This is a genomic window from Erythrobacter longus (assembly GCF_000715015.1).
GTDB classification, from domain to species: Bacteria; Pseudomonadota; Alphaproteobacteria; order Sphingomonadales; family Sphingomonadaceae; genus Erythrobacter; species Erythrobacter longus.
The window spans coordinates 308,909-325,020 of record NZ_JMIW01000006.1; the positions used below are offsets into that span (position 1 = coordinate 308,909).

Genomic DNA, 16,112 nt, shown 5'->3' on the forward strand with positions numbered 1-16,112 from the left:
GCCCATCCGGGCGCGCATCCTCGCTAGGCTGAGGGAGGGTGGTCACCCTTGCGGATCATCCGGTATGATCCGATATAAGCGTTTAGAAAGAGAGCTTCCATGACCGATGATCCCAAGGCCGTAACCGAGGAAGAATGGCGCGAGCGTTTGAGCGCGGAGCAATTCCACATTCTGCGCGAGGCAGGAACAGAGCGCGCCTTTACCGGGAAATACGACAAATTCTACGAGAACGGGGAATATATGTGCGCCGCTTGCGGGACGCGCCTGTTCATCAGCGCGGCAAAATACAACAGCGGCTGCGGCTGGCCCGCTTTCACCAAGCCTGCTGATGAAGAGGTGATCGACGAACACCGCGATGTCTCTTTCGGCATGATCCGCACAGAAGTGCGCTGTGGTAAGTGCAACAGCCATCTGGGCCATGTTTTCCCCGACGGCCCGCCCGAACAAGGCGGCCTTCGCTATTGCATCAACTCAGCTGCGCTTGAATTTGCACCCGAATAGCGCACAAACCTGCATAATCGCGCATCATATGGGGATGAGCCTATGTCACGTATTCACGCCCCGTTACAACTTGCCTACACAAAGCGTGTAGTCAAACAGGTGCTTGCGGCTTGAAAGTGCGAACAGACTAGATGTCCAAACGGGGTAATGACCTCCAGAATAAGGGCCCGAACCAGGGTAAGCGGGGTTCGCGCCGTGCTGCGAGCGAACGTGCGTCTTCCGGTCAGTCGAAAAGCAAATCCTCGAAAACCAGGTTGAAACGCGAAGGAAACCCATCGCCTTTCTGGAAATGGACCAAGCGTTTTGCCGTTTTTGGCACGGTGGCCGCGCTTTTGGGGGCGATCTTTCTTGCCTTTGCGGTGGGATTTGCCGCGCGCTCACTTCCCAGTTTCTTCCAATTGAAAGCCAGTCAGGCGGGCCAGACCATTCTGGTACGCGCGCGCGATGGCAGCGAAATTGTCGAAATAGGGCCAAGCTTTGGCGAATGGCTCGACTTTGAAGACATCCCTGAAAACATGCGCAACGCCATGGTCGCGGTTGAGGACAAGCGTTTTTACACCCATTACGGCGTTGATCCGATCCGGACGACAGGGGCAGTGGTTGAAGGCTTTACCGGCGCGCGTTCGAGGGTCGGCGGCACCTCCACCATTACCCAGCAATTGGCGCGCAACCTGTTCCTCTCCTCCAACCGGACGTTCGATCGTAAAGCGCGTGAGGCGATCCTTGCGATGGCGCTGGAATGGAAATTTTCCAAAGAGCAAATCCTCGAGCTGTATCTCAACAAGGTGTATTTTGGCGGGGGCGCGTATGGCGTTGACAGCGCGTCTCGCAAATTCTTCAGCCACCCTGGCAAAGAGCTGAGCGTTGCCGAAGCTTCCATCATTGCCGGCCTTGTAAAAGCGCCAAGCCGATATTCCCCCACGGCCGATGTTGAGGCTGCGGTTAATCGCGCCGAGGTCGTGCTGCGCCTGATGAAAGAGCAGGGGTATATCACCGCCGATCAGGCATCGGTTGATGTGGATACGGTCGAATTGAAAGAGCAGTCAGGGCAAAATTCGGTGCGCTATTTCACCGACTATGTGCTGCCGCAACTCGACATCATCCTGCCCGAAACCAACGCGCCCTTGGAAGTGTTCACCACATTGGACGTAGGGATGCAGCGCGCGGCAACCGCTGCGGTGAAAGCCAATTCTCCTGACGGCGCGCAAGGCGCTCTGGTTAGCCTGGACCGAGACGGTGCGATCCTCGCTTTGGTCGGGGGCACCGATTATGTTGAAAGCAATTTCAACCGTGCAACCGATGCCATGCGTCAGCCCGGCTCTTCGTGGAAACTGTTCGTTTATCTTGCGGCTTTGGAAGCGGGGTACACGCCTGATGACAAGGTGGTCGATACGCCGGTAACCATCGACGGGTGGAGCCCGCGCAACTCCAATGGCCGCAATGTAGGAGAGACGAACCTTCGCACAGCCTTTGCCTATTCGATCAACACGGTCGCAGCCCAGCTTGGCAATGAAGTGGGCTTTGGCACGGTTGCATCCATGGCAAGGCGGTTCGGGATCAGTTCGCCGGTTTCAACCTTCCCTTCCATGGTGCTGGGCGCGTCCGAAGTGCGCCTGCTTGAAATGACGCAGGCCTTTGCCGGGATTTCGTCAGGCGGGATGGCGGTCGAACCCTATGGCATTTCAAAGGTCGTCACCTCTGATGGCGATACGATTTATCAGCGCAAGAAACAGCGCGAAACAAAGCTGGTGCCTGATTATGTGGCCGCTGGCATGACCGACCTGTTGCAGGCAGCGGTGCAAACCGGCACCGGGCGCGCAGCCCAGATCGGGCGACCCGTGGCAGGCAAGACGGGCACCACCAGTTCGAATAAGGATGGCTGGTTCGTCGGCTTTTCCAGCGGGATCACAACCGGCGTCTGGATGGGCCGGGACGATGCGAAGAAGGTGAACGGTCTGCAAGGCGGCGCCGCGCCTGCCAGGGCTTTTGCCGCCTATATGCGCTATGCTGTCAAAGACCGTGCGGTTGAAGAGTTCGACACCGAATTGAACCTTCCCGAATGGCAATTGGAGCCTGATGAAGAAGCGCTGTTTGGTGATCCGGATGATTATTATTTCATCGATGAACAAGGCAATCTGATTGAGCCGGGTCGCCGCGATCCCGACAGCCCGGCCTTCGATGTGGATGGAGAGCGCCCGCTTGGCCCCGGAGTAGAGCCGCCAGCAGCCGTAAGCGATGACTTCCTGAATGAGGCGATAGGCGGTCAGCCGCGTTCACCGCCGCCAAGGCCAACACCAAGACCGGTGCCAACCAGATCAGTCTCAGACCCCGGTTTCCTGCGAGAGGACCCGCCCGGCTAGCTGGGAAAATTAGGGTCAGGACCCTAAGAGCCCAAACGAAAAAGCCCCCGCGAGCCGATCTGGCTGCGGGGGCAATCTTTTGCTCGATCACAACGCTATGGCCCAGTCTGTACCAATTGGACCGTGCGCAGCATCTGGCTCAAGTCAGTCTCTGGCGATGCATTCGCGCTGACCCAACCAGTTGATGTAGCAATAGCTTGTCTCAAACGGGTCCTGAGCTCCCGGCGCAATGGCCGTGCCCAAGGTTGGTTGCGCGAAAGCCGAGGTGCCACAAAGTGACAGCACCGCAAGTCCAACTAGACAACGTTTCTTCATTTCGTTTCTCCTATTGGTCTAACTCGCCCCTTGCGCTGAATTAGAACACTCACGAAAAACGAAATCAAGCCGCTTCAACCTTCATTAAAGGCAGATAATCCTGAATCATTATTTGATCGCGGATCGCCAGATACTATCAAAATGGCGACCAGTGGCCAAAGGTGACTTAACGAAGACGAATTGGAACGAAACGCAGTGGCTGTCCTCGACGTTGATACCTCAACAAGATTGCATCACGGCCTTCGCTCTCAGCAACACTGATCTGTTCACGAAGTGCCTCAATCGTACCGGTCACCTGATAGTTGGCAGACAAGATCACATCACCCCGGCGAAGGCCCTTGCGTGCTGCATCCGAGTTTGGATCAACTGCGCCGATCACAAGACCGACGGTATCGGTATCAACGCCAAGGCTACGCGCGATCTGCGGGGTCATTTCAAGCACTTGGAGGCCCAGCTTTTCGGCGATCTGGTCATCCATCTGGTCCGGGTTCATCGGCTCTTCGGAATCGGGATCAAAGTTTTGCTGTTGCTGTGCCAGCTCTTCAGCGGTTGGCCGTTTGGCAAGTGTCGTATTCAACTCAACGCGGCGCCCTTCGCGAAGGACGGTGACAGGAATGCTCTGCCCCGGGTTGATATTGGCAACGAGGAAAGAGACCGTTTGATCAGAAGAGACCGGATTGCCGTTGACGCTGACAATGATGTCGCCTGGCCGCATACCTGCTTTTTCAGCGGGGCTGTCGTCGGTGACAAGCTGCACAAGCTCACCGCGATTGCGTTCGATGCCAAGCGAATTGGCAAGGTCATCGTTCACTGGCTGAAGCTGTACGCCCAGATAGCCGCGCTCGATCTCCTGACCCTGCTTCAGCTGTTCGACGATTGGTGCTGCGATTTCGCTGGGAATGGCAAAGCCAATGCCGACGCTGCCGCCCGATGGTGAGAAGATCGCATTGTTGATGCCGATCACATTGCCGCGCATATCGAACAACGGGCCGCCCGAGTTGCCCCGGTTGATGCTGGCATCGGTCTGGATAAAGCGGTCATAGGCGCCGCCCTGGCCGGTGTTGCGGTACACAGCCGAGATAATCCCGGAGGTGACCGTGCCACCAAGGCCAAAGGGATTGCCGATCGCAACAACCCATTCACCCACACGCGATTCGGCGCTGTTGCCAAAGGTCACGAATGGGAACGACTTGTCCGATTTGATCTTGAGCACTGCGAGATCAGAATCAGGGTCCGCACCGACAAGCTCGGCTTCGTATTCTGTCCCATCAGGGAAAGTGACGGTGATTTCTTCCAGACGCGCGCGGTTATCAGGGGCGACCACGTGGTTATTGGTGACCACAAAACCATCAGCGCTGATGATGAAGCCTGAACCCAGCGATTGAGCTTCACGGCGTTGGGGTTGGTTGCCGCCACGGCGGTTGAACAGTTCGGCAAACGGCGTGCCTGCAAACGGGTTGCGGTTGACTTCGACCGATTGGCGCGTTGCGATATTCACCACGGCGGGCTGCAATTGCTGGGTCAGGTCGGCAAAGCTTGCCGGGGCCCCTGCCTCAGGAACCACGCGGTCCATCACGCCTGCATCATTTTGCGCGACCTGTGCCCCTGCCGGGATACCAGTCATAAGTGAAACCGCTGCGCCTCCCACCAGAAGCGCGCTCGTCAGTCCATAAACATACCGCACGTTGCTCACGTCCTCTCATTCCTTCCTTAACGGGGCAGCCGGCTGAGCCGGGGCCTCAAGATACTTAAAGTTACGCCTGCCTTTAGGCCCTACACGCACTTAACCGCGATTGAACACGGATGTAGTCGGTAGTTCGCAATCAGCGCTTGGTCGGTTACCGAGCCCAGGAAAAGCGCGAAAAACCGCCCACCTCATCGACCGTTGAACTGGTTGAAATATTCATTGTCCGCATCAAGCACCATTGTGCTTTCGCCCTCACCATTGATGAAGGTCTGGCGATAGCTTTCCATGGCGCGGTAGAAATCGTAGAAATCCGGGTCTTTGCCATAAGCCGCCGCATAGGTGTTTGCGGCCTCGGCATCGGCCTGTGCCCGGATGATCTGCGCGTTCTTGCGGCCTTGTGCGCGGATGGTTTCAGCCTGCTCCTGGCGTTCGGAAATCATCCTTGTGAAGGCGGCTTGCAAAGGCGTTCCTTCGGGCAAATCCGCCGCTTTGATCCGCACATCGATGATCTGGGCGCCATATTCGCGCGCCTGTGTATCCAGCGTTTCGCGGATCTCTGTCATGGCACTGCCGCGTTCAGCGGTCAGAAGGCTGGCAAAGGTCCGGCGGCCCAATTCCTGTCGCAGAGCCGAGCGAAGGATCCGCGCAAGCTGTACGTTAAGGCGCGATTCGTCACCGGCACGTTCGATCATGGTGACCGGCTGAATAATGCGATAGCGCGCATAGGCGTTCACGCGAAGGCGCTGCTGATCGCTGGTGAGCACCTGTTCATTATCCATGTCGAGATCGAGCACGCGGCGTTCAACCATTTGCACACGGTCGACAAAAGGAATGCGCCACCAGATACCGGCCCCGGTTTGACCAAAGGGATCATCGGGGCTGTACATATTGACGATGTTTTCAGGCTCACCCGTGCGGATGATGACCGCTTGTTTAGTCTCTGGCGTCACGAACAAGGTCGTTGCGACCGCTACAAGAGCAACCCCTACGGCGATGATCGGAAGTTTGAAACGGGTCCAAATATTTTCCATCTTACTGGCCTCCCGTTGCTGGCGTTGCAGGCGTCGCAGATGGAGCTGAACGGCGCTCAACCTCGCGAAGCGGCAGATAAGGGGTGACGCCATCGGCATCGATGACGGTCTTGTTCGTCCGGGAGAGGACCTGCTCCATTGTTTCATAATAAAGCCTGCGCCGGGTCACTTCCGGGGCAAGACGATATTCGCTGTAAATCTGGTTGAATTGTTCTGCGTCACCTTCGGCGCGGGCCAGAAGGCGCTGCGAATAACGGCGAGCACCGTTCAATTCACGCTCGGCATCCTGCTGCGCTGCAAGCACGTCGTTAAACGCTTCGACCACGCTTTCAGGCGGGTCGGTTTTATCGACTTCGATACCCAGAACGGTGATCCCTGCGCCATAACTGTCGAGGATACCTTGTGTCCGGGTTTGAACATTGGCCTGAATATCGGCGCGCCCTGCACCCGAAATAACGGTGTCGAGCGTTTTTTCCGCAACCGATGAACGCATTGCGGTTTCGGCCGCCTCGCGCACGGTTTCAATCGGATCGGCGAGCTGGAATTGGAACAGCGAAAGGTCGTTGATGTTCCAACGCACCGAATAGCTGAGGTCAACAAGGTTCTGGTCCCCTGTCAGGATCAGCTTGCTTGGAACTTCCTCAATCCGGGCCGCTTCGACGTTTTCAACTTGAACGATGCTGATCGGGTAGGGGTAGGACCAGTTGGTTCCTTGACCGAAGCTTCCAACAAATTTGCCGCCAAAGCGGGTCACGGTTGCTTGTTCGCCCGGTTGGATGAAGTGGACGCTTGAGAAAATCAGCCAGACCGCTGCGACCCCTGCAATCAGGATAGGGAGCCAGCTGCCGCCGCCGGGACGCTCTGGCAAACGGAACGTCGGGCCACCTCCACCGCCAGCGCGGCGCGGGCCTTCTGGCCCTCTGTTCTTGAAGATGTCTTCGATACTGGCCGAACGGCGTTTGCCGTCACCCGAGCCGCCTCCGCCGGGAAGCCACGGATTGCGCGGTCCTTCTTTTCCCGGGCCTTCTTTTCCGGGGCCTTCTTTTCCGGGGCCATCGGACTTGTCGCCGGAAGAATCATCTCCGCCGCCATCTCCACCGGATTTGCCCCAGGGGTTTTTCTTACCTGCCATAGCAAGGCCAAACTGTTGTCTAAAACCGTCAAAAATTCGCATGTTCTTTCTATAGGATGCGTTTGCAGGAAAAACAGGGGTTGAAACACGGAATTTGATGATAGAGGCCCAAACATATGAACAATGATGACAACTCGAAAGCCAGTTTGGAGCAAGACGAAGCGCTTTTGCGAGAGGCTTTGCCGGTCGAAATTCAAGGGCGGGTGCGTTCTGCACGCTTGAAAGAGGGCCGCGCGATAGTCGTCGCTGAAGCGGGTGATCTTGGTGCAAAGGCGCGCGAAGAGCTTGAAAAGCTGATCGAAAATGCGCTTTCCGGCCTGACGCAGGTGGACGAAGTGCGCGTTGCATTGATCGCAGATCGCCGCCGCCGGATGATTATCGCGGTCGGTTCTGGCAAAGGCGGCGTCGGCAAATCGACCCTTACCACCAATCTGGCGGTGGCTTTGGCCAGGATGGGTCGCAAGGTCGGCGTGATCGACGGCGACATTTACGGACCAAGCCAGGCGCGCCTGCTCGCAACGGAAAAGGCAAAGGCAAAGGCCGACGGCGACAAACTGATCCCGATTGAAAGCCCATACGGCGTCAAAATGCTTTCAATGGGCAATCTGGTCGCGCAAGGAAAAGCGCTGGCATGGCGCGGGCCCATGGCGGGAAAGGCGCTCAACCAGATTGTCGATGCGCAGTGGGGCGATACAGAGCTTTTGCTGATCGACCTGCCGCCGGGCACAGGCGACGTGCAGATTTCAATGATGGCCGACAACAAGCCTGACGGCGCGGTTCTGGTGTCCACCCCGCAAGATCTGGCGCTGCTTGATGCAGCGCGCGCCGGGCAATTGTTCGAAGATGGCGATGTTCCGATTATCGGTCTGGTTGAAAATATGTCAGGCTATGCCTGTCCCGATTGCGGCCACATCTCAAACCCGTTTGGCGAAGGCGGCGTCGAGAAATTTGCCAGCGCATTGGAAATCCCGTTCCTTGGGCGCATACCACTAACGATGGAAACCCGGCTGGCTGGCGATGCGGGCAAACCCCCTGCAGCCAGTGACAAAGGGGCGGATGATGAAAACGCAAAGCCGTTCATAGTTATTGCAGAGGCGCTTGATCGCTGGATCAGGAACGGCAAAGTCTAGGCGCTATGCACGTGACCGTATGCAGATAACCCGGCACCTAACGCGAAGGGGAGTGATTGGAGGCGCTGCCGTTGGCGGCGGGCTTTTGATCGCGTGGTGGGCTTTACCGCGCAATTATCCCAATCCATTAACCCCTGCGCGCGGCGAACACGTGCTGGGCGCATGGCTCAAAATCGCAGAAGACGGCGTGGTTAGTGTCGCTGTCCCGCAGCTTGAAATGGGGCAAGGGATCACGACGCTGATCCCGCAGATCGCAGCGCAGGAACTGGGCGCAGACTGGCGCCAGATCGCGGTTGAACCGGCGGCGGCAGCGGCTGCCTATGCCAATATGCCTTTGGCAAAGCGGTGGATTGGGCTGTGGGACCCGATGACCGCTGGTCTTTCGCAAAGCAGCGATGAATGGCTGGCGCGGCGTTTTGCCACGTCGCAGCGTTTCACTGCGACCGCCGATGGCATGTCCCTGGCCGCTTACGAACAACCCGTGCGCGAAGCAGCAGCAGCGGCGCGCGCGATGCTGGCGATGGAGGCGGCTTCGCGCTGGGGAACGTCATGGGAGGAATGCGAGGTTGAGGGCGGCATTGTCTCTTTTGGCGACATCCGCGCAACCTTTGGCGAACTTGCAGCGGGCGCCGCTGAACAATCGCCGCCCGATCCCCCGCCCTTGCGGCCAGAATCAGTTAGCGTGAACCCTATAAGTAGCGAGGCAGGAGCGAGCGTTCCCGACGCTTTCCCGCGTATTGACCTGCCTTCCAAAGTCGACGGCTCGCACCGCTTTGCAGGCGATGTGCGGCTGCCCGGCATGGTCTATGCCGCGATCCGACACGGCCCCAATAACGGCAGCGAACTGAGCGCGTTCACTCCGGACGCTGCGAAAGGGATCAGGGGGATTGTCGGCGCGGTAAAGACCAAACGCTGGCTTGCGGTTGCAGCGACAACATCATGGGCCGCTGAGCGCGCGCTTGAGGCGATGGCGCCGCAGTTCAAAACCGATTTTCCCGTAAACAGCGACGACATCACCGCAAGGCTCGATACGCTGTTGACCTCTGGCGACAGCTTCAAGGTCGCTGAAACCGGCTTTGGCGAAGAGGCGATGACCCGCGTCGATATCGCGCGGCGGTATGAAGTGGACGCGTTTCATGCAAGCCCGGTCGAAACCGCAAGCGCTGCTGCGCGGTATGCCGACGGGCGGCTGGAATTGTGGATCGCAGCCCAGGCCCCTGAGCAGGCGCGCGAAGCCGCCGCCAGGGCAGTGGGCCTGCAGCTTGAAGACGTCGCGCTATATCCGATGGCGGCAGGCGGCAGTTTTGATGCGCGGTTAGAGCACGACCATGCAATCGAAGTCGCGCATATCGCCAAGCAATTGGGGAGACCGGTCCAGCTCACCTGGTCCCGGCGCGAAGAGATCGTGCGTTCAAGACCGCGCGCGCCTGCCTACACTTTGATCGGTGCGCAATTGGCGGGCGGCGGAGGAGCCGGTCCGCTGCAAGGTGTTTCAGGCGGCATTATCGACGCAATAAAACTGCGCGTTGCCACCCCTCCCTCGACCCATGAATTTGGCAAGCGCCTGTTCGACAATCTCACCCCTTGGGCAGCGATCCGTGAAACAACGGGGATGAAGGATGTGCTCGCCCTTGAAGGCGCTGTGCCTGTTTATGAATTGCCAAGTGTAACGGTGCGCCATGTTCCGGTGGAGACCGGCTACCCCTCAGGGCGCGTGCGCGGCAATGCCCATGTTGCAAGCGCATTTGCGATTGAAAGCTTCGTCGATGAGGTGGCGCACGAAAGCGGGCGCGAACCTTTGTCCTATCGCATGTCGATGCTGGGCTCGGATGTCCGGCTTGCCGCCTGTCTTCAGCGCGCAGCATCGCTTGCAGAATGGGACGGCGGCACCGATCAAAGCGGACAAGGGCTTGCCTGTTACCGCATTGGCGATGCAGCCACCGGCGGCCGGATCGCTTGCGTTGCAACCGCGCGCCGGGGCGAAGGCGGGCTTCGGGTGACCCGTTTGTCAGCAGCGGTCGATATTGGCCGGATCGTCAATCTCGACATCGCGCGCCAACAGATCGAAGGCGGATTGCTGTTTGGTCTAGGCATTGCGCTGGGCAATTCGCCCACCATGCGAGGGGGGCTGCCCGAAAGCTTTGAATATGCAGGTCTGGGGCTGCCCAAGCTTGCCGATTGCCCGGAGATTGTCGTTGAATTCCTGCCCAGTTCGGGCCCCCATGTTGATCCGGGAGAATTGGGCGTTGCCGTGGTTGCACCAGCTATCGCAAATGCGCTCTTTTCGGCTACGGGGTTGCGTCTCAGGCGACTGCCCCTACTTTCAGGGGGTCTCTAAGCGTGTGGGATCGCTGCGACCTGTTAAAGTTTTGTTGTGCGCACGTTGGACCCGAAATCAATTTTGAAGCGTTATCCCGGCACAAATGACTTGGCTAAAACAACATCTACCCAATGACCACCCGCCTGTATCGAGCGGGTCTGTCGGCGTGCTTCTCGTCAATCTGGGGACGCCCGATGCGCCTGATCCTGGATCAGTAAAGCGCTATCTCAAGCAGTTTCTGTCCGATCCCCGGGTGATCGAAATCCCCGCGATTGCGTGGCAACCGATTTTGCGCGGTATCATTTTGAACACCCGCCCTGCAAAAAGCGCGGCGGCCTATTCCAAAATCTGGACCGATCGCGGATCGCCTCTGGCCGACATAACCTCGCGCCAGGCCGAAGCGATCGAGGGGCGTTTTGGCGAAAATGTCATCGTCGATTACGCCATGCGTTACGGCAATCCGTCGATTGAAACGCAGCTTAACAAGCTGACCGAAAAAGGGTGTGATCGTATTTTGATCGCGCCGCTTTACCCGCAATATTCCGCCGCCACGACCGCGACCGTGTTCGACGAAGTGGCGCGCGTTTTGAAAGGTTTGCGCTGGCAACCGGCCTTGCGCTTTGTCCCGCCCTATCACGATGACGCATTGTATCTGAACGCTCTGGCCGATGATTTGACAGCGCAGGTGAGCGCGCTTTCGTTCAAGCCTGACGTGATGCTGTTAAGCTTTCACGGAATGCCACAACGTACCCTTGAAAAGGGCGATCCCTACCATTGCCACTGCCAGAAAACCTCGCGGCTTTTGCGCGAGCGTTTGCAAGATCGGCCCGAATGGGAAGGCGTGCGGTTTGAAACCTCTTTCCAGTCGCGCTTTGGCCCTGCCCAATGGCTGGAACCTGCAACCGACGACACTCTGGTCGCAGAAGGCGAAAAAGGCACCAAGCGCCTTGTTGTCGCAGCGCCCGGCTTTTCGGCGGACTGTGTGGAGACACTGGAAGAGCTTGCGCTTGAGGGCCGAGATGAATTCCTTGAGGCAGGCGGCGAAGAGTTTGCGGTTCTCGACTGTCTCAACACATCGGGTTCTGGCATTCAAATGCTTGAGACGATGGTTGCCCGCGAACTTTCCGGCTGGGCCTGATACGGGTCCTGTAAACGGTTTTCCTACATGAAAGAGCGCCGTTATCCCTGACTGAGGCGCTGTCTGCTTGAAATTGCCGGTCAATTTTCTGCCGCAAGGTGTCTCATAGGATTTTTCATACAAGGTGTTGTTTTTCAATGGCTTGGGTGGATTTCCCTACAGGGCTATGAGACACATGTGTCTCATAGGGTAGGAAACAGGTGAAAGCTAAACCGGGACTTGGCGGCACCTTTACAATAAGGTAAGTTGCAAAAGACATACCCACTATCGGTGCATTTTCGGAGCTGACTAAACCATGGCAACCCTGGCCGAGCCTAACGCTGCAAGCAGCGCCCATACCCCGAGCTTCTCCCATTGGAGCGAGGGCGTGCCGACCGAGGCCGATATCGCCCATATTCCGGGCGATGCGGGCCTGCCCTTGGTGGGCAACACTTTCCGCCAGCTGGCCGATCCTCATGGCTTTACCAAGCGGATGATCGAAACCCACGGCAAGGTGTACAAAACGCGTGCCTTTGGCGGGTGGAATGTCGCCTTGATCGGGGCAGAGGCGAACGAGCTTGTCCTGTTCAACAAGGACAAGATTTTCTCGAGCGAACAAGGCTGGGGACCGGTTCTGGATCAATTGTTCCCGCGCGGGCTTATGCTGATTGATTTTGATCACCACCGGATTGATCGCCGCGCGCTCTCCATCGCGTTCAAGCCTGAACCCATGCGCCATTATTGCGGGTCCTTGAATTCCGGCATCGCACGCGAAGTTGCCGGGTGGGAAGGGCCAATGCGTTTTAACCCCGCGATCAAGAAACTGACGCTGGACCTTGCCGCCGACAGCTTCCTTGGCATCCCGTGGGGACCGGAAGCGGACAAGATCAACACCGCTTTTGTCGATATGGTTCAGGCAAGCGTTGCCCCGATCCGCAGACCCCTACCCTTCACCAAGATGAAAAAGGGCGTGGATGGCCGCGCCTTCATGGTCGACTATCTCACCCGCGAAACGATCAGGCGGCGCGAACAGGGCGGCGGGCAGGATATGTTCAGCCAGTTCGCCACCGCGACGACCGAAGACGGCGAACTGTTGCCGGTTGATGCCGTGGTCGATCACATGAGCTTTCTTCTTATGGCAGCGCATGACACGATCACTTCGTCGGCGACGTCCTTCATGTATTATCTCGCGACTGAGCCGGAATGGCAGGAAAAACTGCGCGAGGAGATTTTCGCAGTCACAGGCGGGCCGGATGCCGATGGGAACCCGCGCCCGCTGTCTTACGAAGACCTTGGCAAGCTTGAGCTGACCGAAATGGCCTTCAAAGAGGCATTGCGGATGATGCCGCCGGTGCCTTCGATGCCGCGCCGCGCGCTTAAGGAATTTGAGTTTGGCGGATACCGCATTCCGGCGGGGCAATTGTGCGGGATCAATATCTATTGGACCCACCATTCAGACGAATATTGGGACGACCCCATGACCTTTGATCCGATGCGCTTTACCCCTGACAAGGTGAAGGCGCGGCACAAATATGCCTGGGTCCCGTTTGGCGGGGGCGCGCATATGTGTCTGGGGCTGCACTTTGCCTATATGCAGGTGAAGATTTTGCTCGCGCAATTGCTGCAACGCTATCGGATCGAGGCAGAGGCAGGCTATACGCCCGAATGGCAACCCTGGCCGATCCCGCAACCCAAGGATGGGTTGCAGATCGAGTTCAAGAAGCTGTGACAATTCAGCATTCGTAAAGCCGCAGCGGGACAGATTGATGGTATGATACGGCGATATCCTCTTGCAGCGGCTTTGGCTCTTGGGCTGATCGCCCTCGCATTCACAAGCTCCCCTGCCAGCGCCGAGGATTTGCCGGTGCTTGGCGAAGGGCGGTGCTTCTACGCTGAAAAGTATGCGGTGTTGCGCGAGGAGGGCGTCAATCTTGCCGATTGTGATGCGGCGCGCATTGATCAGTCGGGTGACGAAGCGGTTTTCGTTTTCACTCACACTCGGCGTAAACGCGAAACCCTGTTTCGAACGCGGCGTGTTGGCGATAGCTGGCAGATAATCGCAGCCCGTCAGCAAGACCGGGCGTGGCGCGATGCAACCGGGGCATGCGAGATTTATCGCCGCGATGGGATGGTCAGCACAGTGGCCTGTTACACCACCACGGGCGTCTTTCGATACGCTGCGAATTTCGAAGTTGGTCGAGGCTTTTAAACCAGGTTGGCCGGTGGCTTTCAAAAATCCCAGGCGATGCCGTCTTTCTCCCAATCGCCGTAACGTGTCGGGGAAAGATCGCGTGGCTCATCTTTTAGGGGATCGACCGCCTTTGGCTTTGGCGCTGGATCGTTGGTCCAATGCTTGGGTTTTGTGAAGGCTTTGGCGGTTTCGGATTTTTGTTTGGTCATGGTTATTACTAAATGCGCAAGCTGGCGCTTAGTTTCAAGGAAGGCTAGGGGCGCGAGGATATGGCTCAACCTTCCGGAATTCACGCACGCCGCGCGGCGCTCAAAATGCTCGATGCGGTCCTGCGCCGGGGGGAGACCCTGGAACAGGCGGCGCCGGGGGCTCTGAGGGATGTTCGCAAGGCCCCTGACCAAGCGCTGGCCAAGGCGATTGTGGGTGAGGCGCTGCGGTGGCTGACGGATTTGGACGCGCTGATCGATAGCGCGACGAAGAACCCGCTGCCAGACGATGCCAAACCGCGCAGCGTCTTGCGGTTGATGCTGGCGCAAAGCTTGCGATTGGAAACACCGCCCCACGCGGTGATCGCAACGGGGCTGCCACTGCTCGCCGGTGGTCCAAGGCGGTTGGCGCATGGGGTATTCTCAACCCTGATGAAGCGCGAGGTGACGCTGCCCGAGGCCCCCACCCTGCCTGAGCGATTTCAGGAACGCTGGGATGGTATGGCGCACGGCCTTGTCCAGCCGCCTGAAGTTGACCTGCATTTGAAGGATGAAGGTCAAACCGATCAATGGCAGGCAAAACTTGGCGGGGAAAGCTTTGCCTCTGGCCATGTCCGTATGCCGCGCGGGACCCCGATCGAGCAGGTCGAAGGCTATGACGAAGGCGCATGGTGGGTGCAGGACCTCGCTGCGCAATTGCCGACGCGCCTGCTTGGAGACGGGGCAGGCAAGCACGCCCTCGATCTGTGCGCCGCGCCGGGTGGAAAGACCATGGCGCTATCGGCAAGCGGATGGAAAGTCACCGCGCTCGACATTTCAAAGCGGCGCTTGGGCGTTCTGAAAGACAACCTCAAACGCACCGGGCTTAAAGCCTCTCCGTTGCGCGCTGACGCGCTGACATGGGAGCCCAAGCATCAGTTTGACGCGATCCTGCTTGATGCGCCGTGCACCGCGACGGGTACCTGCCGCCGCCACCCCGATGTGCTCCACCGCATAGGCCCACGTCAGATTGCGGAGATGGTCGAAATCCAGCGCGCTCTGATTGAGAAGGCCGCAGGATGGCTCAAATCGGGCGGTACTTTGATCTACGCAGTGTGTTCGCTGGAACCCGAAGAAGGCGAAGAACAAGCCGACTGGATCAATGACACCTTCGGCCTTACCCCTGCGCCAATTCAGGGTGTGGAGCTGCCTGCGAGTTTGGAGCCAACGCCCGAAGGCTGGCTGCGCACCCATCCAGGAATGCTGCGCGAAAAAGGCGGGCTTGACGGGTTTTTCGTAGGCCGGTGGACTAAAAGCGTAAGGTGATTGACGCGCAAGGGTTTCCTACTTGCTCCACTTCAAATATCGCGCTGTTTTCGTCCACCCGAGCGACGTTAAGCCTCAAAGGCGCACCCAATTCGACATAACGCTTCATCGTCATCTCACCGCTGGTATCAATATCGGTGCGCCCTTTGACCAAGAAGAGAGCCTGTCGCGCAAGTTCGTGCAAATGGGTTGAGTTCACGTGGTCCCCCGACCCACCGATAAAGGCATTGCCGGGAGGAAATCCGTTTTCAGCCGTTACCAAAGCCTCGATATAACCCTTGGCAAGGTCAAAAGGCGCGACGAACACGCGCTCGCCTTGGGCCAGGCCGAGCGTCTTTGGCTCAGCATATTGAAACGCGGTGGAAAGCGCCGATTGCTGAACCGATTGCTGGGCCACTTTCTTGGCCTCTTCGCGCCATTGCTCAAAATTGCGGTTGCGAAAGATGACGCCGCGCCCGCGAATGGTGACCACAACCGCGCCATCAGCGTTGAAAAGCTCAATCACATAACCAAGCTTTCCCTCCTCGCTTTCGAGACGATAAAACCCGCGTGTCGCATGGCCGCCGTCAGCTTCGCCAAGCTCCCAGTCAATCCAGGTAAGCGCTGTCCATTTGGTCTCCTCCCACCCTTGCAGCGCGCTCGACGCGCCGACGGCAGTCCAGAAGCTTTGCGTCTGGACCACCACCGGATGATGCACGGGCAGGGCGAGCCAAGGGTTGGCCCTCACATCTTGCGAGCATTGGAAGGCGACCGAGTCATGCGCCTGAACCTCATGCGCGAAGGAATAGGGATTGGCCGGATGTTGGGAAGCCATCGG

Annotated in this window: 13 protein-coding genes; 8 read left to right on the forward strand and 5 right to left on the reverse strand. The window is 58.1% G+C overall.

Annotated features, from left to right (window positions below; translation table 11 throughout):
- Positions 1 to 99 precede the first annotated feature (99 nt).
- Together msrB and EH31_RS13525 are read left to right on the forward strand one after the other, a co-directional pair.
- Entirely contained in the window at positions 100 to 501 is a 402-nt protein-coding gene (gene msrB, locus EH31_RS13520) for a peptide-methionine (R)-S-oxide reductase MsrB (protein WP_034961115.1), read from the forward strand.
- A 131-nt stretch (positions 502 to 632) separates the two neighbouring features.
- Complete coding sequence (locus EH31_RS13525) at positions 633 to 2,861, forward strand: transglycosylase domain-containing protein (RefSeq protein ID WP_051699266.1); 2,229 nt, start codon at positions 633 to 635, stop codon at positions 2,859 to 2,861.
- A gap of 481 nt (positions 2,862 to 3,342) precedes the next feature.
- Here EH31_RS13525 and EH31_RS13530 read toward each other — a convergent pair whose 3' ends face one another.
- From EH31_RS13530 to hflK, 3 genes are all read right to left on the reverse strand, one after another.
- Complete coding sequence (locus EH31_RS13530; RefSeq protein ID WP_081853411.1) at positions 3,343 to 4,869, reverse strand: Do family serine endopeptidase; 1,527 nt, start codon at positions 4,867 to 4,869, stop codon at positions 3,343 to 3,345.
- Positions 4,870 to 5,051: 182 nt separating this feature from the next.
- Complete coding sequence (gene hflC, locus EH31_RS13535) at positions 5,052 to 5,894, reverse strand: protease modulator HflC (protein WP_034961117.1); 843 nt, start codon at positions 5,892 to 5,894, stop codon at positions 5,052 to 5,054.
- A 1-nt stretch (position 5,895) separates the two neighbouring features.
- On the reverse strand, positions 5,896 to 7,068 hold the full coding sequence (gene hflK / locus EH31_RS13540) for a protease modulator HflK (protein ID WP_241765928.1): 1,173 nt from the start codon (positions 7,066 to 7,068) through the stop codon (positions 5,896 to 5,898).
- Positions 7,069 to 7,142: 74 nt separating this feature from the next.
- On the opposite strand from hflK, the gene EH31_RS13545 reads away from it, so the two are divergent.
- From EH31_RS13545 to EH31_RS13565, 5 genes are all read left to right on the forward strand, one after another.
- A complete protein-coding gene (locus tag EH31_RS13545; RefSeq protein WP_051699267.1) occupies positions 7,143 to 8,156 on the forward strand; it encodes an Mrp/NBP35 family ATP-binding protein in 1,014 nt (337 codons plus the stop codon).
- A 19-nt stretch (positions 8,157 to 8,175) separates the two neighbouring features.
- Positions 8,176 to 10,494: a molybdopterin cofactor-binding domain-containing protein gene (locus EH31_RS13550; protein WP_034961119.1), complete on the forward strand. Its 2,319-nt coding sequence runs from the start codon at positions 8,176 to 8,178 to the stop codon at positions 10,492 to 10,494.
- An 85-nt stretch (positions 10,495 to 10,579) separates the two neighbouring features.
- Positions 10,580 to 11,614, forward strand: coding sequence for a ferrochelatase (gene hemH / locus EH31_RS13555; protein ID WP_034961121.1), 1,035 nt, complete (start codon positions 10,580 to 10,582; stop codon positions 11,612 to 11,614).
- 295 nt (positions 11,615 to 11,909) lie between these two features.
- Positions 11,910 to 13,322, forward strand: a complete 1,413-nt coding sequence (locus EH31_RS13560) for a cytochrome P450 (RefSeq protein WP_034961123.1) — start codon at positions 11,910 to 11,912, stop codon at positions 13,320 to 13,322.
- Between the two features lie 42 nt (positions 13,323 to 13,364).
- Positions 13,365 to 13,802 (forward strand): hypothetical protein, encoded by a 438-nt coding sequence (locus tag EH31_RS13565; RefSeq protein WP_034961125.1) that lies wholly within the window; start codon positions 13,365 to 13,367, stop codon positions 13,800 to 13,802.
- 20 nt (positions 13,803 to 13,822) lie between these two features.
- Here EH31_RS13565 and EH31_RS17390 read toward each other — a convergent pair whose 3' ends face one another.
- Positions 13,823 to 13,993, reverse strand: coding sequence for a DUF1674 domain-containing protein (locus EH31_RS17390; RefSeq protein ID WP_081853412.1), 171 nt, complete (start codon positions 13,991 to 13,993; stop codon positions 13,823 to 13,825).
- A gap of 60 nt (positions 13,994 to 14,053) precedes the next feature.
- On the opposite strand from EH31_RS17390, the gene EH31_RS13575 reads away from it, so the two are divergent.
- A complete protein-coding gene (locus tag EH31_RS13575; RefSeq protein WP_034961127.1) occupies positions 14,054 to 15,295 on the forward strand; it encodes an RsmB/NOP family class I SAM-dependent RNA methyltransferase in 1,242 nt (413 codons plus the stop codon).
- Here EH31_RS13575 and EH31_RS13580 read toward each other — a convergent pair.
- A complete protein-coding gene (locus EH31_RS13580; protein WP_034961130.1) occupies positions 15,279 to 16,109 on the reverse strand; it encodes a hypothetical protein in 831 nt (276 codons plus the stop codon). The genes EH31_RS13575 and EH31_RS13580 overlap by 17 nt on opposite strands.
- Positions 16,110 to 16,112: the final 3 nt, after the last annotated feature.

What these genes read in the sequence shown, in the direction of transcription:
- msrB (WP_034961115.1), top strand. Translation starts at nt 100, where the DNA reads ATGACCGATGATCCCAAGGCCGTAACCGAGGAAGAATGGCGCGAGCGT.
- EH31_RS13525 (WP_051699266.1), top strand. Translation starts at nt 633, where the DNA reads ATGTCCAAACGGGGTAATGACCTCCAGAATAAGGGCCCGAACCAGGGT.
- hflC (WP_034961117.1), bottom strand. Translation starts at nt 5,894, where the DNA reads ATGGAAAATATTTGGACCCGTTTCAAACTTCCGATCATCGCCGTAGGG.
- hflK (WP_241765928.1), bottom strand. Translation starts at nt 7,068, where the DNA reads ATGCGAATTTTTGACGGTTTTAGACAACAGTTTGGCCTTGCTATGGCA.
- EH31_RS13545 (WP_051699267.1), top strand. Translation starts at nt 7,143, where the DNA reads ATGAACAATGATGACAACTCGAAAGCCAGTTTGGAGCAAGACGAAGCG.
- EH31_RS13550 (WP_034961119.1), top strand. Translation starts at nt 8,176, where the DNA reads ATGCAGATAACCCGGCACCTAACGCGAAGGGGAGTGATTGGAGGCGCT.
- hemH (WP_034961121.1), top strand. Translation starts at nt 10,580, where the DNA reads ATGACTTGGCTAAAACAACATCTACCCAATGACCACCCGCCTGTATCG.
- EH31_RS13560 (WP_034961123.1), top strand. Translation starts at nt 11,910, where the DNA reads ATGGCAACCCTGGCCGAGCCTAACGCTGCAAGCAGCGCCCATACCCCG.
- EH31_RS13565 (WP_034961125.1), top strand. Translation starts at nt 13,365, where the DNA reads ATGATACGGCGATATCCTCTTGCAGCGGCTTTGGCTCTTGGGCTGATC.
- EH31_RS17390 (WP_081853412.1), bottom strand. Translation starts at nt 13,993, where the DNA reads ATGACCAAACAAAAATCCGAAACCGCCAAAGCCTTCACAAAACCCAAG.
- EH31_RS13575 (WP_034961127.1), top strand. Translation starts at nt 14,054, where the DNA reads ATGGCTCAACCTTCCGGAATTCACGCACGCCGCGCGGCGCTCAAAATG.
- EH31_RS13580 (WP_034961130.1), bottom strand. Translation starts at nt 16,109, where the DNA reads ATGGCTTCCCAACATCCGGCCAATCCCTATTCCTTCGCGCATGAGGTT.